General features: G+C 32.4%; 21 protein-coding genes and 3 tRNA genes. 5 read left to right on the forward strand and 19 right to left on the reverse strand.

The window, feature by feature from the left end; translation table 11 throughout:
• Window positions 1–15 precede the first annotated feature (15 nt).
• From ACM39_RS01210 to ACM39_RS01265, 12 genes are all read right to left on the reverse strand, one after another.
• Window positions 16–771: a rhomboid family intramembrane serine protease gene (locus tag ACM39_RS01210; RefSeq protein WP_048509188.1), complete on the reverse strand. Its 756-nt coding sequence runs from the start codon at window positions 769–771 to the stop codon at window positions 16–18.
• Between the two features lie 5 nt (window positions 772–776).
• Window positions 777–2,567: a DNA mismatch repair endonuclease MutL gene (gene mutL / locus ACM39_RS01215; RefSeq protein WP_048509189.1), complete on the reverse strand. Its 1,791-nt coding sequence runs from the start codon at window positions 2,565–2,567 to the stop codon at window positions 777–779.
• A gap of 237 nt (window positions 2,568–2,804) precedes the next feature.
• Entirely contained in the window at window positions 2,805–3,644 is an 840-nt protein-coding gene (locus tag ACM39_RS01220) for a YoaK family protein (protein WP_048509190.1), read from the reverse strand.
• A 30-nt stretch (window positions 3,645–3,674) separates the two neighbouring features.
• Window positions 3,675–4,169 carry a hypothetical protein gene (locus tag ACM39_RS01225; protein WP_048509191.1) on the reverse strand — a complete coding sequence of 165 codons (495 nt, stop codon included), beginning with the start codon at window positions 4,167–4,169 and terminating at the stop codon, window positions 3,675–3,677.
• A 269-nt stretch (window positions 4,170–4,438) separates the two neighbouring features.
• Window positions 4,439–5,848 (reverse strand): sensor histidine kinase, encoded by a 1,410-nt coding sequence (locus ACM39_RS01230; protein ID WP_048509192.1) that lies wholly within the window; start codon window positions 5,846–5,848, stop codon window positions 4,439–4,441.
• A gap of 3 nt (window positions 5,849–5,851) precedes the next feature.
• Window positions 5,852–6,559 (reverse strand): response regulator transcription factor, encoded by a 708-nt coding sequence (locus tag ACM39_RS01235; RefSeq protein ID WP_048509193.1) that lies wholly within the window; start codon window positions 6,557–6,559, stop codon window positions 5,852–5,854.
• Window positions 6,560–6,638: 79 nt separating this feature from the next.
• Entirely contained in the window at window positions 6,639–8,012 is a 1,374-nt protein-coding gene (locus ACM39_RS01240) for a hypothetical protein (RefSeq protein WP_131701387.1), read from the reverse strand.
• Between the two features lie 7 nt (window positions 8,013–8,019).
• Window positions 8,020–8,760 (reverse strand): ABC transporter ATP-binding protein, encoded by a 741-nt coding sequence (locus ACM39_RS01245; protein WP_048509195.1) that lies wholly within the window; start codon window positions 8,758–8,760, stop codon window positions 8,020–8,022.
• Window positions 8,741–9,547, reverse strand: coding sequence for a hypothetical protein (locus tag ACM39_RS01250; protein WP_131701388.1), 807 nt, complete (start codon window positions 9,545–9,547; stop codon window positions 8,741–8,743). The genes ACM39_RS01245 and ACM39_RS01250 overlap by 20 nt, the downstream gene beginning before the upstream one ends.
• An 82-nt stretch (window positions 9,548–9,629) precedes the next feature.
• Complete coding sequence (locus ACM39_RS01255) at window positions 9,630–10,181, reverse strand: hypothetical protein (RefSeq protein WP_048509197.1); 552 nt, start codon at window positions 10,179–10,181, stop codon at window positions 9,630–9,632.
• Window positions 10,182–10,242: 61 nt separating this feature from the next.
• Window positions 10,243–10,461: a hypothetical protein gene (locus ACM39_RS01260; RefSeq protein ID WP_048509198.1), complete on the reverse strand. Its 219-nt coding sequence runs from the start codon at window positions 10,459–10,461 to the stop codon at window positions 10,243–10,245.
• 115 nt (window positions 10,462–10,576) lie between these two features.
• Window positions 10,577–11,425, reverse strand: coding sequence for a GLPGLI family protein (locus ACM39_RS01265; protein ID WP_048509199.1), 849 nt, complete (start codon window positions 11,423–11,425; stop codon window positions 10,577–10,579).
• Window positions 11,426–12,154: 729 nt separating this feature from the next.
• Between ACM39_RS01265 and ACM39_RS01270 the strand changes: the two genes are divergently transcribed.
• Together ACM39_RS01270 and ACM39_RS01275 are read left to right on the forward strand one after the other, a co-directional pair.
• Window positions 12,155–12,664 (forward strand): hypothetical protein, encoded by a 510-nt coding sequence (locus tag ACM39_RS01270; RefSeq protein WP_048509200.1) that lies wholly within the window; start codon window positions 12,155–12,157, stop codon window positions 12,662–12,664.
• Between the two features lie 204 nt (window positions 12,665–12,868).
• On the forward strand, window positions 12,869–13,318 hold the full coding sequence (locus ACM39_RS01275; RefSeq protein ID WP_053073284.1) for a hypothetical protein: 450 nt from the start codon (window positions 12,869–12,871) through the stop codon (window positions 13,316–13,318).
• Window positions 13,319–13,384: 66 nt separating this feature from the next.
• Here the strand turns inward: ACM39_RS01275 and ACM39_RS01280 are convergent.
• From ACM39_RS01280 to ACM39_RS01290, 3 genes are all read right to left on the reverse strand, one after another.
• Window positions 13,385–13,468, reverse strand: a tRNA-Leu gene (locus ACM39_RS01280).
• A 6-nt stretch (window positions 13,469–13,474) separates the two neighbouring features.
• A tRNA-Gly gene (locus ACM39_RS01285) sits at window positions 13,475–13,550 on the reverse strand.
• A gap of 6 nt (window positions 13,551–13,556) precedes the next feature.
• A tRNA-Leu gene (locus ACM39_RS01290) sits at window positions 13,557–13,638 on the reverse strand.
• Between the two features lie 178 nt (window positions 13,639–13,816).
• Between ACM39_RS01290 and ACM39_RS01295 the strand changes: the two genes are divergently transcribed.
• The 3 genes from ACM39_RS01295 to ACM39_RS01305 all read left to right on the forward strand — a co-directional run bounded on the left by ACM39_RS01295 (window position 13,817) and on the right by ACM39_RS01305 (window position 15,778).
• Window positions 13,817–14,194, forward strand: coding sequence for a DUF3127 domain-containing protein (locus tag ACM39_RS01295; RefSeq protein ID WP_048509505.1), 378 nt, complete (start codon window positions 13,817–13,819; stop codon window positions 14,192–14,194).
• A gap of 62 nt (window positions 14,195–14,256) precedes the next feature.
• Window positions 14,257–14,910 carry a leucyl/phenylalanyl-tRNA--protein transferase gene (gene aat, locus ACM39_RS01300; protein WP_048509201.1) on the forward strand — a complete coding sequence of 218 codons (654 nt, stop codon included), beginning with the start codon at window positions 14,257–14,259 and terminating at the stop codon, window positions 14,908–14,910.
• Window positions 14,897–15,778 carry a DMT family transporter gene (locus ACM39_RS01305; RefSeq protein ID WP_048509202.1) on the forward strand — a complete coding sequence of 294 codons (882 nt, stop codon included), beginning with the start codon at window positions 14,897–14,899 and terminating at the stop codon, window positions 15,776–15,778. Before aat ends, ACM39_RS01305 begins: the two co-directional genes overlap by 14 nt.
• Before the next feature lie 399 nt (window positions 15,779–16,177).
• Here ACM39_RS01305 and ACM39_RS01310 read toward each other — a convergent pair whose 3' ends face one another.
• From ACM39_RS01310 to glmM, 4 genes are all read right to left on the reverse strand, one after another.
• Window positions 16,178–17,557: a tetratricopeptide repeat protein gene (locus ACM39_RS01310; RefSeq protein WP_048509506.1), complete on the reverse strand. Its 1,380-nt coding sequence runs from the start codon at window positions 17,555–17,557 to the stop codon at window positions 16,178–16,180.
• 208 nt (window positions 17,558–17,765) lie between these two features.
• Window positions 17,766–18,737, reverse strand: a complete 972-nt coding sequence (locus ACM39_RS01315; protein WP_048509203.1) for a zinc-binding alcohol dehydrogenase family protein — start codon at window positions 18,735–18,737, stop codon at window positions 17,766–17,768.
• 75 nt (window positions 18,738–18,812) lie between these two features.
• On the reverse strand, window positions 18,813–19,388 hold the full coding sequence (locus tag ACM39_RS01320; protein ID WP_048509204.1) for a Crp/Fnr family transcriptional regulator: 576 nt from the start codon (window positions 19,386–19,388) through the stop codon (window positions 18,813–18,815).
• Window positions 19,389–19,433: 45 nt separating this feature from the next.
• Window positions 19,434–20,816 carry a phosphoglucosamine mutase gene (gene glmM / locus ACM39_RS01325; RefSeq protein ID WP_048509205.1) on the reverse strand — a complete coding sequence of 461 codons (1,383 nt, stop codon included), beginning with the start codon at window positions 20,814–20,816 and terminating at the stop codon, window positions 19,434–19,436.
• Between the last annotated feature and the right edge of the window lie 257 nt (window positions 20,817–21,073).

Here is a 21,073-nt window from a genome sequence, read left to right on the forward strand (position 1 = left end):
TTTTCACAGGATAGTTTAATTAAATCTGTATAAATGCTTTCTCCAACTTCTTGCTAAAAGAAAACCAACCAAAGCACCTCCGACGTGGGCTAAATGAGCAATACTTCCACCATCTCCCGAAACACCTAACCAGATAGAAATTATTACTACGATTGGTAATACATATTTTACTTTCATCGGAATCGGGATAAACATTATTGCAATTTTTGCATCTGGGTAAAGCGTTGCAAAGGCTGCTACAACTCCAAAAATAGCACCTGAAGCCCCAACCATAGGCGTTCTCAATGCATCGTAAAGCTGTTGTGAAAGTTCTCGTCCTTCAGGTGTAGTCGCACTGATATTCATATTTCCTGAATAACCAATCACGGCTTTTGAATATATTTCTGAAGTATTTAACCCTAAGCTTTCCAAACCTGAAATAATTTGTTGTACTTCAACAAAATTCCAAAGATTAAATAAAAAGAACGCTCCTAACCCGCTTGCAAAATAAAGTATTAAATATTTCTTTTCGCCCAACGACTGTTCTAATATCGGTCCAAAACTCCAAAGTGTCAACATATTAAATAAAATATGCATAATTCCTATTCCTTCATCCATACGGGCATGCATAAACATGTGCGTAATAATTTGCCAAGATTTAAAATTTGGAGAAAATGGATAAAATCCCGAAAGTAAAGTATATAATTGAGGGTACAAGAAATTCGAGATCACATAGACGATCACATTGATAATAATAATATTTCTTGTAACGGGTGGTATATTATTAAACATTTACTTTAAAATTTATTTTTAATATCATTAAAAGGAACCTCATAAAAACATCTCTTGCCATTTGGTAAAAATTCAGGGAATCCCAACGTTGTAAAATCCTTAATAAGCTGCTCAGCATCAGCTTTATAAATAAAATCAAAGCGAGATTTTGATTGCATTTTATTCCATTGGTTCTGATAATATTGCATGAATTCTTCTTCTGTTTTATATTCCAAAATATCAAAAAGGTTTTCAAGGAATTTCATAACCTGGGTTTCTTTCATTCCTTCCGGAACAGCATCTATTCTCAATACATTATCATGCGCCGTGGAGGTATTAAAACCAAGCCCCGGAAGATATTTTTTAAAGGATTTATATTTCTCTTTTTCAATCTCATTCATATGATATTCAAGAGAGAAAAGGAGTGAATGCCCATTTGTATTTGATTTTTTTGAGCTTTTATTGTTTTCTGAAACGACCAATCTGTGCATTCTTCCCAAATCCAGCATCAGCGTTCGGTCACCTTTGTTGAACAGCCAATATCCATTAGGAAGCCTCATCAAATCTTCATCAAAATCTTCTTCTTCAAACAAATTAATCTTTGAAGGTTCTGCAGAGATATTCTGATGATACATTTCCGTAAGACTTTGTATTTCAGCCTGTTTAAATACACCCCGTTCTTCCAAAAACGGATTATAATCCTTATCTACAATAATTTCAGGCATTTTCAAAACGCCGCCTCCGCCATTATTTGCTTTACTGGGAAATGCCTTATGCATGATTTCATCCAACTGCGGATCTCTTTCGAAATCCAAGCTTGGAGCCACATTGTAAATTCCCAGCGATCTTTTAATTGTTGAACGAAGCAAAGCAAAAATAAGATGTTCATCTTCAAATTTGACTTCCGTTTTCTGAGGGTGAATATTTACATCAATCTTCTCCGGATCAAGATTTAAGAAAAGAAAAAATGTAGGAACATATCCTGGTAAAAGTAATCCTTCAAAGGCCTCCTGAACAGCCTTATTAAAATATGGACTTCTAAAATATCTTCCATTAACAAAAAGAAACTGTTCGCCTCTTGTTTTTTTCGCACCTTCCGGTTTTGCAACAAAACCATGAAGCTGGCACCAAATAATATCTTCTTTTATAGGAATCAGCTGAGGTTGAAGTTTTCTTCCGAAAATATCAACAATACGTTGCATCTGGCTCCCCTTTCTTAATTTAAAAACAGGTTCGTCATCATGGAATAAAGAAAATTCCAAATTTTCATGAGCTAATGCCACACGCTGAAACTCATCAATTACGTGTCTGAATTCAATATTATTATTTTTAAGAAATTTTCTTCTGGCAGGAACGTTATAAAAAAGGTTTTTCACTAAAAAATTAGAGCCGTCAGCCGTTTGTATCGGATCCTGAAACTGGAAAACTCCACCTTCGATATAAATATTTGTTCCAATGCCTGTATCTTTCTGCTTTGTTCTCAACTCAACCTGAGAAACAGCAGCAATGGAAGCCAATGCTTCACCACGAAAACCTTTTGTAGCAATTTTAAAAATATCTTCAGTTCCTCTGATTTTAGACGTAGCATGTCTTTCGAAAGCCATTCTAGCATCTGTTTCGGACATACCCTTTCCATCATCTACTACCTGAATAAGGTTTTTCCCGGCGTCCCTGATAATCAACTCTATTTTTGTAGCGTCTGCATCGATGGCATTTTCCAAAAGTTCTTTCACAATGGACGCAGGTCTCTGCACCACTTCTCCTGCCGCAATTTGGTTGGCTACATGATCCGGTAAAAGCTGAATAATATCTGACATAAATTCTCTAATCAACTTACAAAAATAGTCAAACGAAATAAGAATAAAAATAGTAAGACCCTGAATTAAAATTTAATTATCAACATATCAACAACCTGGCCACAAACGATCTGAGTATGAATCTTTTATTAATCATGCTTTATTAAAAGATCAACCCTCAATTGCACTTATACAAACAGAGGGTTGATTCACAGCTAGTTTACACAAAATTAATACTGATATTTACTTTATCTTAATTTAATCATCAAATACAAGTTTTCTTTTCTTTTCTCTTTTATTTTTTATTTCAGGAATTCCGTGGATCTTATCATAAAGATAAGCTACAAGATTTGGTTTTTTATATATTTTACTATATCTATATTGTGTGTTAAAATGCCTTATATGGATTTTATAGGCATCATACCCGATAACCGTCAAAAGACATAAACTGATTACATAAAATACTCTGAATTCTAAATAATAGTAGGTCAAACCTGAGAATATAGCCCCCAATACATAAGCTACCATGATACTAGACAATAATTTTGCTCTTCCGATTAGCTCACCGTTTTTTCTAAATTTCTTTTGGGTAAACATTGAAAACAAAATTCCCAAATCAGTCGTTGTACCCGTAAGATGCGTTGTTTTTACCGAGAAATTTGAAATACTTGCTGTCAAACCATTTTGAAGACCCGTTGCAAATAACATTAATGCCACTAAATATTCTGCTTCTTCAAGTGTTTTTTGATAAAAAAGCTGACCGTAAACCCCTACGAACAAAAGACAGAGCATTTCTAAGACAATCGGCATTGAATGGGCGAAATATTTACTCTTTTTATTGAAATTAATAACAATAAAATTTGATAAAAAGCTTCCGAAGAAGAACAAGAAAATCCATAATCCTACCACAGCAACCTGTGACCAGTTCCCTTTACTTATTTCTGCTGCCAAAATAGCATAATGCCCCGTTACATTTGAGGTAAAAGAAAGAAATATCAATAGAGATGCTATATTTATAGTACCTGCCGTGAAGGCAGTCAGCGTCCCCAACCTGATGTTATCTCCCAATGTTCTGCTGTTACTATAATTTCTTAACATTTTTTCGTTTTTTTTAAGTTATTGTGTTTTTTAGACCTCAACAAAGATCTCTGCAAGCCTGCCTCTTTCAGGAAGTCTTTCGTGAATCTCAACTGCAATTTCATAAGATTCAAGATCTTTGCATTTTTTGATGTAAGGAATAATGTCAAATTTTCCTTTTCCTTTACTTTTAATTGATGGAGAATAATAAGCCTCTTCAATATTTTCTGTTTTCACATAATTATCAAAGGTTCTTTGGAAGCTTCCTGTGAAAATATCACACACGATTTTATTGATTAAATGAGGGTATTTATTCTTAATAATCCCATACGCCTCGTTAAATTCCTGAGCCTTGATTTTATTAAAGATTGTACTTTTGGTAGTAAACAAAAGATCTCTGATAGAATCTCCCATATCATACCCGGAAACCAGCAAAATATCATATTGATTCTGGTCTTCTGAAACATCTTTTCTCTTAAGCACTTTTTTCAATATATTTAATGACTCAAGAGAGTAATCCGTTGCTATTAAAATCGTTTTGGTCATATTTTAAAATTTAGTTTTGTAATATCTTATTTGATGATACAAAAATAGAGTGACCAAATTAGAAGCTCTTTGGAATAGAATTAAAATGTCATTAATGAGATTAAAATGAGATTAGAAAATTGTTAAGGGAAGTTAATATAGCTAAGAGCGCTGAGAAAAACCCGTGTTTTTTATCTATTATTTCCAAAAAAAGTTATTTCATACAGCTTATCATTCAGAGCAAGAATTTAGCGGATTTAATTTAAGAATAACTCCCCATTTACTAATCCTCAACTGTCTTTACTTTCCTGCATTATGCTATAAAAATTCGGAAAACGAAGCTGTACAGTCGTTCCCTGGTTTTCATGTGAACTTACGATCAATTCACCATGATGCATTCTCACGATATTTCTCGCCAAAGGAAGCCCGATTCCGTAACCTTCATAATTTTTCGTGTTTGAGGCTCTGAAGAAGGGATCATAAATTTTATTCATTTCCTCTTCAGGAATACCAATTCCATTATCTTTTACAATAATATAAACATCAGTATCTGTTGCCCCTAATGAAACTTTAACCTGTTGAAAATTAGAATATTTACACCCGTTTTGAATAATATTTGTAACTGCAAGATGCAATAATTGTTCGTTCCCCTGAACTTTCAATTTTTTAGGATTATCGGGTAACATGCTTATATCCAGATAGATATTATTTCTCGAATCGATTCTCCGTAACGTTTCAATGACATCCCAAAGCAATTGATCAATCCTGACCTTATCCATTTTCTGGATTTTTCCGTCGAAACCGGTTTGGGCAATCATCAACAAAGCTTTTATTTTTTTGTCTAATTTTTCAGCTTCGTCAAGAATAACTCCTAACGTTTCTTTGTATTCATCTGCTGTTCTGTTGATAGAAAGTGCAACGTCAGCTTCCCCCATAATTGATGTCAAAGGTGTTCTCAATTCATGGGAAACATTTCCAATCAGGTGATTTTGAGTTTCAAAAGACGTTTCGATACGGTTGAGCATATCATTAAATGTATCAACCAGTTCGTTTAATTCTTTGTTATCCGGTTGAGATTCGAGTCGCAAGTGAAGGTTTTCAGAACTGATTTCCTTTACTTTTCCTGTAATTTTTAAAATAGGTTTAAATAATGTTTTAGACAGGTAAAAAGAAAAAATCATACTAAAAAACAGAGAAAGTACGATACAGGTTATCAATGTTCGCTTCAAAAAGCCTAAATAATAAACCACATAATGATTTTTTGCGGAAGCTATCGCGATATAATCTTTTTCATCATATTTAAAGGTTTGCCCAATATAATAAAACTCTTTATCGTTATAATTTGCCTCCCCTTTTTTTACAATATTTTTGAAAAAATAATCCGGGATATGGATTTCCTGCGAGATTTTCTTATAATTAGAATCCGTAGGAATGGCAAAAACATAATCGCGCTCCATTGGAAGCTCCTCGTCATTTAAACTATTTAAAATATAATTTTGGGGCAAATCAAGATCATCTTTGCTTTTTTCAATCTGAATAATCGTTGTGGTACGGATTTTCAATAATTCATAGAATCTCTGATGTGAAAAGTTGACAATAGAGAAATAAACCAATCCACTGAAAAGCAAAATGATGGCAGTAAAAACCAACATCAAAAGCACCATTGTTTTGGTCTGATTTGTAACAACTTTATTAAACATCTATTAAGGTTTTTTCAAAACATAACCCATTCCTATTACGGTATGAATCAATTTATTATCATCCTGGCTATCTAGTTTTTTCCTTAAATAATTTACATAAACATCCACAACATTAGTTCCTAATTCATAATTCACTCCCCAAACTGCATCCAGAATTTCCGCTCTGGAAATTACTTTTTCAGGATTATTCAGAAAATATAGAAGTAATTTATATTCTGTGGAAGTCAGTGAAATTTCTTCTCCCGCACGGGTAACTTTTTTGGTATAATCATTCAAAATCAAGTCTGAAAACTGAAAAATATATTCATTATCGACTACGGGCTCAATAACTTCTGGAACACCCCCATTGTGACTTCTTCTCAACAAAGATTTTACACGGGCAACCAGCTCTATAAATTTGAAAGGTTTCACCAGGTAGTCATCTCCACCGCTTTCCAAACCAAGAACTATATTTTCGGAAGTTCCCAGTGCGGTTAAAAATAAAATAGGAACATGTTGATTTGTTTTTCTAATTTCTTTGCAGACATCAAGCCCGTTCATTTCCGGCAACATAATATCTAAAACTACCAAATCGAAATCGTTTGATTGTACCAACTGTACCCCCGTTTTCCCGTCAAAAGCTACAGAAACTTCATATCCGCTTTCCTGCAATCCTTTTTTTATAAAAGATACAACACTTGTTTCGTCTTCGATAAGGATAATTTTTTTCATTGAAATAAGGAATTAGACAAAAATAGAAAAAAGGATTAGAAATTCTAATCCTTTTCTTCATACTACTATAATTATTTTATCAAAAAATTTGATAAACAGGAACTCCTGAAAAATAGCTCGAAAAAATAATAATCAGAATAATTTCAACTAAAAGATAGTCTTTCACCAAAGTTGTATAAGCCAATTGGAAGATAAACAGGAATAAAAGTTTAAATATGATAAATGAGCTTATTTCTATAGATGTATAATCCAGCACAGGAATTACTACAACAATATACACTAAAAACAATAAAAACTTGGAAACAATAAACATTAGTAAAGGATATCCTGAAATTTTTTCAGCGTAAAATGTATTATTCGTATATTTTCCGGCCAGATAATTTTGATTAAGAGGAAGTAAGGTGATAAATACTGCAGCAATAATCAATATTTTTATTTCTCCGTGCACAAAAAATGCTAAAATCCATAAAACCAGCGCAACCAATTTCAAATTTTTGCTGATAGAATTCCTCAAAAGGAAAAATTCAGCTTTCAGCAAATGCCTAAAATTAAATGATGACACAAAAGCAATCGGATGATATGTCTTTTCTTTTATAGCAGAAGCGTTCGTTTCCTTTTTTATAACCGGCGGATTTTGTTCTGACTTTCTGATAACTGAAAATCTATTGAACACAAACGAACCAGCCAACACAAGTATTAGCGAAATTGGTAATAAATAAATTTTACTTAACCAGTCTTTAGGATTAATAAAATTATTGAAGTTTACAAATTCAATATCTTTGGTTTTTACAGCTCCAAGAATGAACTTATCCTTGGTTTGTGCATTTAAACTAGCAAAATTATCCATTAACTCCTGGATTCCGGTTATATCCAATGTGTGTCTTATACTATTATTATAAATGAAAATTATAAAAGCAAAATATAAGATATACTTTAAAAATTTCAAATCAACTAAATAGTCAATCAGTATACAAATCGAAGCCAATAAGAATAAATAAGGAACCGTAAAATAGAAAAACGGAATCAAATAGGAAACCAAGCTATAGCTTTGATAATTGATAACAAGAATGATGATTTCAAGGATAAAAGCCAGTATTGTAAGGTAAAAAAACAGCGAAACAACCTTTTGCATCAGCAATTGAAAATTCGATTCTACTGATAATCGAAAATTGACAAATGTATTGTTGTTTATTTCTCTTTTCTTCAGATTTTGACTAATAAAAATTGCCAGTAAAGAAAATATTGCGTTAATATAAACAGGCGTTAGATTACTTATCCAAACTAAATTTAATCCTCCAGTATAATTCCCAACAGTGAACGTTACATAATCTGATTTAGGATTTGGTATAATAAAAAATCCTAAAATCATGATAATGACTAAAATATATTTAAAATAAGTATGTTTAAAAAATAATTTGAGGTTATATAGAGATATCAATGGTAATGCTTTCATAAAAATCTTATTTCGCAAAATATTCAAATGCTTTTTCCAAATTCAAAGAGCTTTCCGAGATAGGACTTCCCAACCCCAAAACAGCTTCGGGAATTAGTTGATCCACAGTATTTGAGAAACTGATTTCCCCATTCCGGAGAACAATGATATTGTCAACATATTTTTCAATTTCATAAATATTATGAGAAGAAACAATCACGATAGAATTGTCTGATATTTTTCTTATAAGCTCATAAAAATTTATCCTTTCAATAGGATCGAGCGCACTTGTAGGCTCATCAAGGATCAAAACTTTTGGATTATTGACCAAAGCCAACGACAGTGCAACTCTTTGCTGAGTTCCGCCTGATAGATTTTTCACGTTCGTATCTTTCGTATGCAGAATATTGAAAAACTCTAAAACATTCGGAATATTTTCTTTCAATGTTTTCGAGCCTACCCCCTTTAACATTCCAAAATACATCAGATTCTGTGTTACAGTTAAATCCGGAATCAATCCAAAATTTTGAGGCATATAGCTCAAGTCTTTTCTAAGAATCAATGGATTCTTTATAATGTCTGCACTGTTGTAACTTAAACTTCCTTTTTGAGGTTTTGTAAGAGTAGATATCACATTCAATAAAGTTGTTTTCCCTGCACCATTTAAACCTAAAATACCATAAACACCTTGATTTAAAGATAAACTTATATTGTGCAGTATGGTTTTATTGTTAATTCTATAATTAATATTATTCAGCGATATACTCATTTCTTTTAAAATATTTAAATTCTAATATCATTTTTGGTTGAAAAGCTATTACATTAAGAATAATCATCACTACTCCGAATGTATAAAGGTTTATAGTTAAAATAATTATGATGTGTGTTATAATAATGTAAATTAAGGCTACATTTTTTGTCAGTTTGTTGTAAATGAGAATTGGATAAAATAACTCAACAATTACTACACTAAGCGAAATTATCTGAAATACAACGGGAACTGTAGTTGCGACGAAGGCAGTCAGGATATTCACATTCGTATAGGTAGATACCAAATACCATATTGCATCCCCCGTATACCAGTTATTTCCCATCGCTTTTCCTACTCCTGAAAAGAAATATATGATGCAAAGCTGCAGTTGTAAAAGTCTTATTGCAAAAGAATAAATTCCTTGGCAGTATTTTGAATTAATACACAACAGCATATTAATGAAAAGCGAAAAACTAATCATATAATCTGCTCCATAAGAAAACGAGTAGCTACTCGCCACTAAGGCATTATGTATAACAAGAACAATTATGGCAAATATAAGCCTATAATAATTCATCAAAACAAATAAAAATGAGCAGATATAAATTGCAATTACGATTGCTAAAGCATATTCATACTGTAACCCTATTCTCTCAAGTATATCTGTAATAAATGTTAATCTGAACTGATCTTTTCTGATCAGAAAATCATTAATATCAGAATTAATGACTCCATTTTTACTATAAATATTGTAAATATCTGGTAAAATTGATAAAATATTTAGCAACCCAAAAATAGAGATCATAATAATGAATATATTTTTTTTATCTATATTTTTATTATATCCAAAAAAAAATGTATTTATTTTATTTAGAACTGCATCCATATCAATTTTTATTAATGTTGTAAACAGTACTCTCTTCAATTCTGATTGGTTTTCCCATTTGAATTTCATCTAAAGATGGAAATTCTTTTTTCATAATGGCAACATCCATATGATTAACATTTGGATGAAGTGTAAATAATCTTACAGACATAGACTGAATTACTTTATTCCTAAATCCATCATTTTCCAGCTGTCCTCCTAATATGGTAAATACACTATTTATTTTAAATTTTGATTCAAATGTTCTTCCCGGTAAGTCAACTGGGTTATTATTGTCTTTAAAAATAATTTTAGTTTGTTTATTTGATGCATTTGGCGAATAATATTCATACCCGCGTTCTATCCCTGTATAGTATGAATAATTTCTCATAGCAATCTGTATAAATTCCGGAATATTAAAATATCCCAAATAATTTATAATATTCTTTCCATATATATTCAAAGAAGAATATGTAGAATTTTTCCATGTTTTAATAATCTGAATATTTATGATAACTGACGAGAAAACATGAAAAAGCAACACTGATATTAATAAGATTTTTAATGTTTTCATAGGATTATAAAAAAGAGGCTAATAAATTATTAGCCCCATAGATTAAATAATTTTGAAACAATTACTTTGTTGCAGTAGTAGTTGTTGTTCCTGTATAAACATATTCCGAAGAAATAAATGTCCACTCTTTTTCTTTCACTGCCTCTTTTACAGTTGCTGAAGAAACTGCATTTACTGTAACTTTTTCAGAAGAAATGTTTTGTGGGTTAGCACTTGCTAATGTAAATGTCCCTGCTGAGAATGCAACGATTAATGCCGCTGCTACTAAATGTTTTTTCATTTTAATAAATTTTTAATGGTTATTTTTCTAATTTGTTATTTTCGGGTAGCCCCTTATGTTTTGTTTTTAGAGTTACAAAATATCAAAATCTCTCATAAAAGCGCTTTATATTTTCTTATTGTGCCAACTCAATAGATTCATTATTGGCCCCAATCATTTTTTTAATTGTTTCTTCCTGATCTCTCAGCTTTTGACCTAATGTTTTACCATCATCTCCTGGCTGATTCAACTGCTCCGAGGTATATTTACTCCTTACCTGAGCCAAAGGGCTGCTTTTAAAATCAGCAAACATTTTAGTAAACTTGTCTTTATTTACCACAAGGGCTTGTTTATTTTTCAGCCTTTCGTTAAGACTTAATTCATTATAATTTTCAATGTTCTTGATTCCTGCTAATTCCCAAGAAAAGTTTTTACCTTCATCTTCAATCTTTACAATTAAGCCAGGTAAACCATAAAATTTATATGGCCCGTCCTGAATCGGAATATCTGGCGTAAACCAAGCCACCCAATTCCTTCCCCAAGCTGTTGCTGTAGCTTTTTGGATCTTATATTTTTCAAAAGAACTTACACTCTTTTCAGTCGAAATTTTCCATTTTATCTTACTCATTTCAGGATAAGTAATATAGTCACTAAGAATTAAGTCTGTGTATTTCACTTCATAAGACGGATAATTCTTCTGAACTTTATACATAAACTTAGGATTTTTAAATAGTTTCGTCAAATCTATTTTTACTCCCGTTGTTTTCATTTTTTCAACATTACTTTCAATCATCGAATCCTGAGATATGGACAAATAATCTCTATAAATAGATTTTTCTTTTGTTACATCTAAGATTGTCAATTCTTTTTCAACCCGGGAAGAATCTTTATTAGGTTTATAAGAAAACTCATAAAAGAATCTGCGAGCCTGCGCATTAGTAAATACATAAAGAATTAATAAAAAGATTGAAAAGTTTTTCTTCATTTTCTGGTTGTGATTAGTTTTTCTTTGATTCAGCCAAAGTATGTGATAATATTCACATATGCAAGAGATAAAATGATTTTTTTTCAAGCAAATCTCAAATTTGTGAATTTTTAATTATATTTTATATCACAAAGAAATGAATTAGCAATTTTTCAAACCTGTTAAAATACTTGTATTTAAAACACTTTGAACATGTTTTACCAAATGCTATAAAATTAAAATTATCAAATTATTGTGAAAAATATAAATTTTAAAACATTTTTTCATGTACTTTATAGTTCGAACTTATCATCAGCTAGTGATTTTTAAATTTAAAATAAACCATTTATAAAATATAAAAGTCGGACAAACCGAAACAGCGACTCAAAAAAAACTGAAAGTGGGCCAATCAAAAAAATTTAATACCATGAAAAAATTGCAATCTTATCTTCATTAGCATTATCCATAATCATCGGCTACTCATTTACAAGTGGAAATTCCAACAAACTACACAAGCTAGATACCGGCTCTGTAAACAAAACAACTTCAATAGGTGATAAACAAGTAGACGGAGCTGTAATTATAATATTCGTAGTAGACGGAACTTCTGCAACTGCTTTTCCGGGAACGATAAACAGTCACTTCACTCCCACAACAACTGATACACAATCTCCTAAAACAAAGCTTCAAAACTTAGTAAAAAACTATTAAATCTAAAAAGCCCATATCTCAAGTATGGGCTACTTTACCATGAAAAAGAAATTATACTTTACAGTTAGTTTAGTATTGATTTTTATCGTGCTATTATCTTCTGTAAAAACTACACTGGATAGCTACTACAAATATTATAAAGAAACCAAAGAAAATATTTTCAAATCATCTATCGACAATGCATACAATTACAGACCTTTAAGAATCTTCAACACCTATACAGGACTCGAAACCGGATATGGTTTCTTTGGAACCAATGTTTCAAGTGAATTTGTAATTTCCTATGAATTATTCGATAAAAACCAAAAACAAATAGACCGGCAAATTTTTAAATTGAACTCAAATGAAGGAAGTGTAAGGTTTATGTCTTTAAATAGAGTTTTTTTAGACAGACTTACCAAACCAGAAGATGAATTATTTGGAAAATACATGGAAATAGTAATGAAAGAAATATCAAAATTCGTTTATAATAAGTATGATAAAAAATATTCCGTAAAGCTTAAAGTTTACTTATTTTTAACGAATCACAAAACAACCTATTTTGGCTAAAATTTTTCAGAATTTCCATATCAATCCTTTAATATTCATCCATCATCTACAATTCTGTGTTTCAAAATAATTTACACGGTCTTAGCAATACTTTTGTTATCAGGCTATAAACAAAATTTCACTGCTATATTGCTGTTATTTATACAAATTATTTTATCAAAAAGCAATTTCTACTATTCATACGGAATAGATTTCTTTACGAGTATGTCACTATTTTATTTGGCAATAATTCCTCCGGATTTAAAATCTTTGGCACTGCCTGCTTTTAAAAGACTATTTCAGATTCACGTTTGTATCGTATATTTTTTTGCCGGATTTGATAAACTAATTGGAATTAATTGGTGGAATGGGGAAAGTATTTGGAAAGCTATTAATTTACCTTTTGCCACAAGCATTTATGATATTACTTTTTTAGGTAATTATCCTATTTTATTAACCATTTTAGGTCTTGGGACAGCTATTTTAGAATTATATCCTTTATTTGTTTGGAATAGAAAAACGTCTAATTTTTGGATTTATTCGGTAATATTGATGCACATAGGTATAGCCTTTATTCTGAACCTTTATTTTTTCAGTGCAATAATGATTATCTGGAATCTGACGTTAAAATTTTCATTTAATAATGAGAGGTCTTATAACTTAGCAAATGCATAAAGTGGAAGCAGAGATATAAATATGAAAAACAAAAAACCCTCCGTAAAAATACGGAGGGTTTGTAAGTACCCCGGGCGGGACTTGAACCCGCACGCCAAAAGAGGCACAGGATTTTAAGTCCTGCGTGTCTACCAGTTCCACCACCAGGGCATGGAGTGGAGCGAAAAACGGGATTCGAACCCGCGACCCCAACCTTGGCAAGGTTGTGCTCTACCAGCTGAGCTATTTTCGCATACTGTGCGGATGAAGGGACTCGAACCCCCACGCCTCTCGGCACCAGATCCTAAGTCTGGCGTGGCTACCAATTACACCACATCCGCGTTGTTTTGTTTAAGTTTATTTTAAAGAACTTGTTTCGTTTTTGTGAGTGCAAATATAGGACATTTTCCTTTACCTCCAAACTTTTCAGAAAAAAAAATGATTTTTTTTACATTTTTATTTCCTCATACCCTTTATTACAATTCATTTTATTACTTTTACACCGTTAATAATTATGTTATGGAATTACAAGGAACGGTAAAGAAACTTTTTGATGCTCAGACATTTGCGAGCGGTTTCCAAAAAAGAGAAATGGTTATTTTGACTCAGGAACAGTATCCACAGCCGATAAACATAGAGTTTTTGTCTGATAAGATAAATTTATTAGATAATATTAAAGAAGGGGAAAATGTAAAGGTAGGAATCAATATAAGAGGCAGAGAATGGGTGTCTCCTCAAGGAGAAACAAAATACTTCAATTCTATCACAGGCTGGAGAATAGAAAAAGTTTTAGACAATGGTTCAGAGCCTACACAGGCTTCGCCTTCTCAATCGGCATCCCCTGTTTCTAATGAAAATCCTTTCGCTGGAGACGATGATGATGATTTACCTTTTTAATCAGATAATACTATCAAATAATAATCCTACTTTTTATGAAGTGGGATTTTTTTTCACTAAAAATGGTTCGATTAGACGAAAAAGAAATTTCATTTCCCGATCCTGAGCTCTATGATGGACACGAGGGAGTTATTGCTTTTGGCGGTGATTTATCCGTAGAAAGACTTTGGTTTGCCTATCAATTAGGTATTTTTCCTTGGTATAATCCCGGAGAAGAAATTCTTTGGTGGTGCCCTGATCCCAGATTTGTTTTAGATCCAAAAGAACTAAAGATTTCAAATTCGATGAGGAAAATATTAAACAGAAATATTTTCACCTTTACAGAGAATCAAAATTTCAGAGAAGTCATTAAAAATTGTCAGGAAATAAGCAGAAGAGGACAAACAGGAACCTGGCTTTCCAACGAATTAATGGAATCCTTCATTCAGCTTCATGAATATGGCTTGGCAAAAAGTATAGAAGTCTGGCAAAACAATGAGCTTGTCGGAGGATTTTATGGCTTACAGATTGGTGATGTTTTTTGTGGCGAAAGCATGTTTGCAAAAGTAAGCAATGCATCAAAAGCTGGTTTCATCCATTTTGTTGAAACACACAAGGATAGTATTGAATTAATTGATTGTCAATCCCATACAGAACACTTGGAAAGCCTTGGAGCCAAAATGATTCCCAAAAAAGAATTTTTAAAAATTTTACATAAAAACAATGAACGCAGATAAAGAAAAATGGATTCTTCTGGTTATACTAAGCATTATCTGGGGATCATCGTTTATTTTAATCAAAAAATCTTTAGAACATTTCAGCCCATACCAGGTAGGAGCACTGAGAGTTCTTATTGCCGGAATTATTTTAATGCCAATTGCAATTTCAAAGTATAAATTATTTCCGAAAAGGCATGTAAAATGGCTTATTCTGGCTGCATTTACAGGAAATTTTATCCCTATGTTTTTATTTCCTATTGCTGAAACTGAAGTAAGCAGCAGTATCGCTGGAATTATCAACTCTATGATGCCGATTTTCGTGATTATTGTCGGAGCCTTAATCTGGAAATTTGAAACAACAAAACAACAGATTATCGGAACTTTAATAAGTTTTACCGGTGTCTGTTTATTAGCATTCGGCGGAGACGGGGAAGGTGGAAAATTCAAGCTGATTCCTATTGTATTGTTATTATTAGCAACCTTATGCTATGCGGTAAGCACCACAACAGTAAAATCTAAATTAATGGAAGTTTCATCAACCATTTTATCTGCTTTTGTTTTCTCTTTTGTTTTATTTTTCCCTTCGTTAATTGCTCTAACATGTACAGGGTTTTTTTCAACATTTGATTTTAATAAAAATAATTTGACCGGATTAATGTTTGTGAGTTTATTATCAGTCTTCGGAACCGGACTGGCAATGATGATGAATTATCGTTTATTAAAAGTATCCACTCCTCTTTTCGCGTCAACAGTTACTTTATTAATGCCGATTGTAGCCATTATTTGGGGCTTTTTAGACGGTGATAGATTAAGTGCAATACAGTTTGTAGGTGCAGGAATAATTATTGCTGGATTAATTTTTTTAAGGACAAAATCAAAAAGATAAATTATATTCTAAAAAAAAATTATTTTATTGGGCTCAATGGCCTTACTTACGCTTTCTTGAAGTGCTACTCAAATCAAAGTAAAAAGAACAATATTTTGAGGAACAGCTCACCCTGTGATGAACATTACATATACTTATAATAATGGTAATATGGTAAGGTTCTCAGGAACCGGCATATTAACAACTACGCCTTATAATGAGTTATCAACTTACATTTACACAGATAAAAACTATCCTTTCAAAAATGTAAAATTATACATTCAACACTTACCGGTCCAGAAAGTCTGTAGATTTAAATGGTAACCCAGGACAGCAACCAACCTGAAATTCACACCCTACGAATACAATCACTAATAAAAGAAAATCCTGCAGAATTGCAGGATTTTCTTTTATTTAAGGTTAATTTTTCTTTTTCACTTTAGCCTTGGCCTTTTTCACCTCATCTTTGATATAAGGATATTTTTTTTGCATATCCGAAACCAAAGAAGGATCCAAATCTAATGCTTTCTGAAGTGATTCAATGCCTTTTTCCTGTTCTTTTAGATTAAAATAGCAATTACTTAGCTGATAAAATAATTCCGCTCTGTGGTGGGCTTTTAAAGCTTTACTTAAAATAGTAACAGCCTCTTCATATTCTCCTAACAGCATTAATACTTCCGAAAAAGCATACCAGTTATAAAACCTCGTAGGCTCAGCTTCAACCAATTTTTTTAGACAGGCAAGACTTTCTTCAAATTTACCTGAATCTATGAATAAAAAAGCTAATCTTTTCTGATAATCAAGATTATTTTCGTTCAAATTAGTAGCTTCTTTTGCAAAGTGCAGAGCTTCTGTCATTCCACCCATTTCTTCGTAAAGATAAGACTGCTCCATCATCGCCAGATAAAACTGGGGATCTTCTCTCAACGATTTCTGAAAACAATTCAATGCTACAATAGGCTGTTTTAAAGCCTTATAGCAAAGTCCTATTTTGTAAAATGTAAAAGCTTTCGTATATTCCAGCTCAAGCATTTCTTTGTAGACTTCAATTGCTTTTTTATACTGACCTAAAGCTTCATAACAAGCTGCTTTATTGGCATAAACCCCAACAGAGTTTGAATTAATAGCCAACAAATAATCATACCCTTTTATTGCCTCTTCATAATTCTTTCTATTAAAATAGAATTGTCCGTATTCAAACCACGCAACCTCTGAATAAGCAAATTCATCTAAATATTCATTAAGGAAGGCAATCGCCTCATCGTTCTTATTTAAATCCGAAAAGCAAACCATACAGTTTTCCAACGCGTAATCATCAGTCGGATCTTCTTTCAGTGCTTTTCTGTAATGTTTAAGAGCGTTAAAAGGATCTCCAAGATTTACATATTCATCAGCAATAAAATTGTGAAGAAAATTTTCTTCTTCTTTTAATTCTAATGCTTTTTTACAGATGTCAATAGATTTTCTGGGATTTCCTAAACTCGAGTAATACTTTGCATAGCAAACCAAAAAGTCAGTGTTTTCCATAGAAGCACCTTTCAACTCATTGATAAGTTCTTTCGCTGTATTATAATCTTCCCATTCCAATAGAATTTCAAGTCTTTTGATCTTGATATCTAAAGAATTAGGATGAAGCTTTAGCCCATAATTAACCGCTGTATCAGCATAATTAAAATCACCCAGCTCCAGATAATAAACAATAATGTCTTCTAACTCTTCCGTATCAAAGTAGAATTCATCATTATTTTCCATCATTTCTTCGAACTTTTTTACCAGTTCATTTCCAAAATATTCTTCCAATACTCGTTTCATTCGTCAGCCAATGTCTGAATATGCTTACAGACCTCGACAAACTTCTTAAATTAATATTACTTCTGAAATTTATAATTCAAAATGTATGCAAAGTTGCGAATTTTTTTTGACATTTATCTTCGTAAATTTCTATCCTAAAGATAGTAAAAAGAATAATAAGATAAAAGGAATGTGGATAAAAAAAGAGGAGTTATTATTAAATTAACACTACTAATCGCTTTCTATTCTGAATTTCGCTTTCCCAAACCGTTTCAATATCTTTTAAATAAATGTTTTCTGTTTCTATTTGTAATCTACCTTCCACTGCTGCCTGAAACATTTCAGGAATAATCATAGAAAGAAGCTGCTGCAATTCTTCCTGTGTCCAACTCCCTAATCCCGAACCGGAAATCTGAATATCTGTTCCCCTCAAAATCTGAGATGACAACTGAATGACATCACCGCTCATGCCACCAACAGAAACCAATCTCGTTTTATGGGAAAAAGTTCCGTCACCCTTTAATGCATACAAAAGCAATTCAACCGAATGCCCCCAAATATAATCCAGAATAACATCAATAGGTGTTTGAGCATGAACTTCTTTAACTTTTTGTTTAAAATCTTCATCGTTTTCATTCAAAGAAATAATTTCATCCGCACCCAGATCATATAGAGATTTTAAAACGTCTTCATTTCTTCCCGTAACAATTACTTTTTTGGCACCGTATAGTTTTGCGATCTGAACGGCAACCTTCCCTGTTATTCCCGTAGCTCCATTGATAAGGACGGTTTCTCCTGCTTTTAAACCAGCTTTAAAACGCAACCCCATTGCAGAACCCATAATAGCATTTGGCAAAGCAGCCGCTGTAGAAAAATCCAGTTCTTCAGGAATCGGAACAATCATTTTTTTATCTGCAGCAGCTTTTTCAGCTACGGTTCCTTTTTTGCTGAAAAAATAAACTTTGGTTCCGTCTTCTAAAACTCCAACGCCGTCACTCCCTACAATTTTTGGCTGATGTTTTTCATTTTCAGTGGAATAATGCTTTCCGCTCGCCCTCGCTCTATCAAGGTGCTTAATGGACGCCGCCTTTACTGATATTAACGTTTCATTATCATTGTTAATTATCGGATCAGGAAAATCTGCATATTGAGGTATTCCCCCCTTTTCAAATACTACTGCTGCTTTCATTATTTTAAATTTTAATTCAAAATTACTTCGAAAGTGAGTTGAGATGCAATAACATTTGTTATCAGTTTATGATCATTACTTTTCTTTTAAAATTTTGGCCTTTATCCTGCTAAGGTGTACGGTTGTGATTCCCAGATATGAAGCAATATAATGTTGCGGAACTCTCTTTACAATTTCAGGGGTTTCTTTACAAAGGGTAAGATATCGCTGTTGAGGACTATCTCTTATAAATGAAAAAAAATGCTTCATATAATCGAAAACCCTTTCAAAAACGGAATCTATAAATTGGTTTCTTAGCGTTGGGTTTTCATAAACTTCTTCTAAAATTTTATCTGCAGCCGCTTTATCTATCTGCCATAAAACGCAGGGTTCAATTGTTTCAAATGAGGCCATACTCGGCAATCCTTTTCTAAAACTTTCAAGAGATGAAAACATAGTATTTTCCATAAAAAACTGAAAGGTAATATCTTTCCCATCATGGTTGTACCAAGCTCTTACAATTCCTTTTTCAATAAAATAGGCATTTAGCGAAACCTCATTTTCTTTTAAAAGTATTGTTTTAGCAGGAACTTCAATCCGAATGAAGCTCTTTCCATACTTTCTCCAGGTTTTTTTCAGGAAGGAGAATCTATTTTGTAAATGTTCAAACATGATATGTAAAAAAGAACGAAACCTATAGCTCCGTTCTTAATTTTATTAAATCAAACTTTTGATTTTAGCGATAATATCATCTCCCAATTTATCGGCAGCTTCCTGGGAATTGGCTTCAGTATAAATCCTGATAATAGGCTCTGTATTAGACTTGCGAAGGTGGACCCAGTTATTTTCAAAATCTATTTTCACTCCATCAATGGTAGAAACCTCCTCGTTTTGATATTCTTTTTCCATTTTAGATAAAATATCGTCAACATTAATTTCCGGAGTCAGTTCAATTTTCTTTTTACCCATAAAATAGCTTGGATACCCTGCCCTCAACTCAGAAACAGTTTTGTTTTCCTTTGCTAAATGAGTCAAAAACAGTGCTACACCCACCAGAGAATCTCTTCCGTAATGCAAGTCAGGATAGATAATCCCTCCGTTTCCTTCACCCCCTATTACTGCATTTTTCTCCTTCATTAAAGTAACTACATTTACTTCTCCAACAGCACTTGCAAAATATTCTGAATTATGAATATTCGCAACATCCCTCAACGCACGGCTTGAAGAAAGATTGGAAATAGCCACTCCTTTTTTATTTTTCAATAAATAATCTGCAACAGCAACCAAAGTATATTCTTCGCCAAACATTTCACCTCTTTCATCGATTAAGGCTAATCTGTCAACATCCGGATCTACCACAATTCCTAAATCTGCTCCTTCCTTTTTCACTAATCCACAGATATCTCCTAAATGTTCTTTTAACGGTTCTGGATTGTGTGGAAATTGACCGTTTGGTTCACAATATAGCTTTACTGTTTCACAGCCCAGTTTATCCAATAACATTGGAATAGCAATTCCTCCCGTAGAATTTACCGCGTCTAGAACAATCTTAAATTTTTTAGCTTTAATTGCTTCTGCATCTACCATTGGCAAATCAAGAATCTGCTGAATATGGATATCAAAAGCATCATCTCTTGTTTCATATTTCCCCAAATCATCTACTTCTGCATAATTAAAATCTTCACTTTCAGCCAAAGCTAAAACTTCTGCTCCATTTTCTCCGGTGATGAATTCACCTTTTTCGTTTAATAATTTAAGAGCATTCCACTGTTTTGGATTGTGGGAAGCGGTAAGAATAATCCCTCCATCAGCTTTCAATTCCGGAACCATAATTTCAACAGTCGGAGTGGTGGAAAGCCCTAAATCAATCACGTTGATTCCAAGACCTTGTAAAGTTGCTGTAACCAAAGAAGAAACCATTTGTCCGGAAATTCTGGCATCTCTTCCGATGATTAACGTTAAATCTTTTTTATTTTTATTATTCTGAAGCCAAGTTCCGAATGCCGAAGCAAATTTTACCACATCTAGCGGAGTCAAGTTATCATTTACCTTACCACCGATAGTCCCTCGGATTCCTGAAATACTTTTTATTAGTGACATTTTTATTTTTTCTTAGTTCGTTTTAAATTTTCTCTTCCTCATCGTTTTGCGCGCAAAACAACCTTACTAAATTCTATTATTTCACCGATATTGGCAAAATGATTAGAAACATTTTCTTCTGCATTTTCACAAAAATAAGCAAAAATTGAATCCTGGAAACCTTTAATTTTCCACAAAGAACATTATGTTTTTATGAACATCCACAATCTTTATCACAGTTTGTTCTTTTTGAATTGAATTTCTTCGGTGCAAAATTC

This window comes from Chryseobacterium sp. FH2 (genome assembly GCF_001045455.1).
Taxonomy (GTDB): Bacteria; Bacteroidota; Bacteroidia; order Flavobacteriales; family Weeksellaceae; genus Chryseobacterium.

What these genes read in the sequence shown, in the direction of transcription:
- ACM39_RS01210 (WP_048509188.1), bottom strand. Translation starts at nt 771, where the DNA reads ATGTTTAATAATATACCACCCGTTACAAGAAATATTATTATTATCAAT.
- mutL (WP_048509189.1), bottom strand. Translation starts at nt 2,567, where the DNA reads ATGTCAGATATTATTCAGCTTTTACCGGATCATGTAGCCAACCAAATT.
- ACM39_RS01220 (WP_048509190.1), bottom strand. Translation starts at nt 3,644, where the DNA reads ATGTTAAGAAATTATAGTAACAGCAGAACATTGGGAGATAACATCAGG.
- ACM39_RS01225 (WP_048509191.1), bottom strand. Translation starts at nt 4,169, where the DNA reads ATGACCAAAACGATTTTAATAGCAACGGATTACTCTCTTGAGTCATTA.
- ACM39_RS01230 (WP_048509192.1), bottom strand. Translation starts at nt 5,848, where the DNA reads ATGTTTAATAAAGTTGTTACAAATCAGACCAAAACAATGGTGCTTTTG.
- ACM39_RS01235 (WP_048509193.1), bottom strand. Translation starts at nt 6,559, where the DNA reads ATGAAAAAAATTATCCTTATCGAAGACGAAACAAGTGTTGTATCTTTT.
- ACM39_RS01240 (WP_131701387.1), bottom strand. Translation starts at nt 8,012, where the DNA reads ATGAAAGCATTACCATTGATATCTCTATATAACCTCAAATTATTTTTT.
- ACM39_RS01245 (WP_048509195.1), bottom strand. Translation starts at nt 8,760, where the DNA reads ATGAGTATATCGCTGAATAATATTAATTATAGAATTAACAATAAAACC.
- ACM39_RS01250 (WP_131701388.1), bottom strand. Translation starts at nt 9,547, where the DNA reads ATGATCTCTATTTTTGGGTTGCTAAATATTTTATCAATTTTACCAGAT.
- ACM39_RS01255 (WP_048509197.1), bottom strand. Translation starts at nt 10,181, where the DNA reads ATGAAAACATTAAAAATCTTATTAATATCAGTGTTGCTTTTTCATGTT.
- ACM39_RS01260 (WP_048509198.1), bottom strand. Translation starts at nt 10,461, where the DNA reads ATGAAAAAACATTTAGTAGCAGCGGCATTAATCGTTGCATTCTCAGCA.
- ACM39_RS01265 (WP_048509199.1), bottom strand. Translation starts at nt 11,425, where the DNA reads ATGAAGAAAAACTTTTCAATCTTTTTATTAATTCTTTATGTATTTACT.
- ACM39_RS01270 (WP_048509200.1), top strand. Translation starts at nt 12,155, where the DNA reads ATGAAAAAGAAATTATACTTTACAGTTAGTTTAGTATTGATTTTTATC.
- ACM39_RS01275 (WP_053073284.1), top strand. Translation starts at nt 12,869, where the DNA reads ATGTCACTATTTTATTTGGCAATAATTCCTCCGGATTTAAAATCTTTG.
- ACM39_RS01295 (WP_048509505.1), top strand. Translation starts at nt 13,817, where the DNA reads ATGGAATTACAAGGAACGGTAAAGAAACTTTTTGATGCTCAGACATTT.
- aat (WP_048509201.1), top strand. Translation starts at nt 14,257, where the DNA reads ATGGTTCGATTAGACGAAAAAGAAATTTCATTTCCCGATCCTGAGCTC.
- ACM39_RS01305 (WP_048509202.1), top strand. Translation starts at nt 14,897, where the DNA reads ATGAACGCAGATAAAGAAAAATGGATTCTTCTGGTTATACTAAGCATT.
- ACM39_RS01315 (WP_048509203.1), bottom strand. Translation starts at nt 18,737, where the DNA reads ATGAAAGCAGCAGTAGTATTTGAAAAGGGGGGAATACCTCAATATGCA.
- ACM39_RS01320 (WP_048509204.1), bottom strand. Translation starts at nt 19,388, where the DNA reads ATGTTTGAACATTTACAAAATAGATTCTCCTTCCTGAAAAAAACCTGG.
- glmM (WP_048509205.1), bottom strand. Translation starts at nt 20,816, where the DNA reads ATGTCACTAATAAAAAGTATTTCAGGAATCCGAGGGACTATCGGTGGT.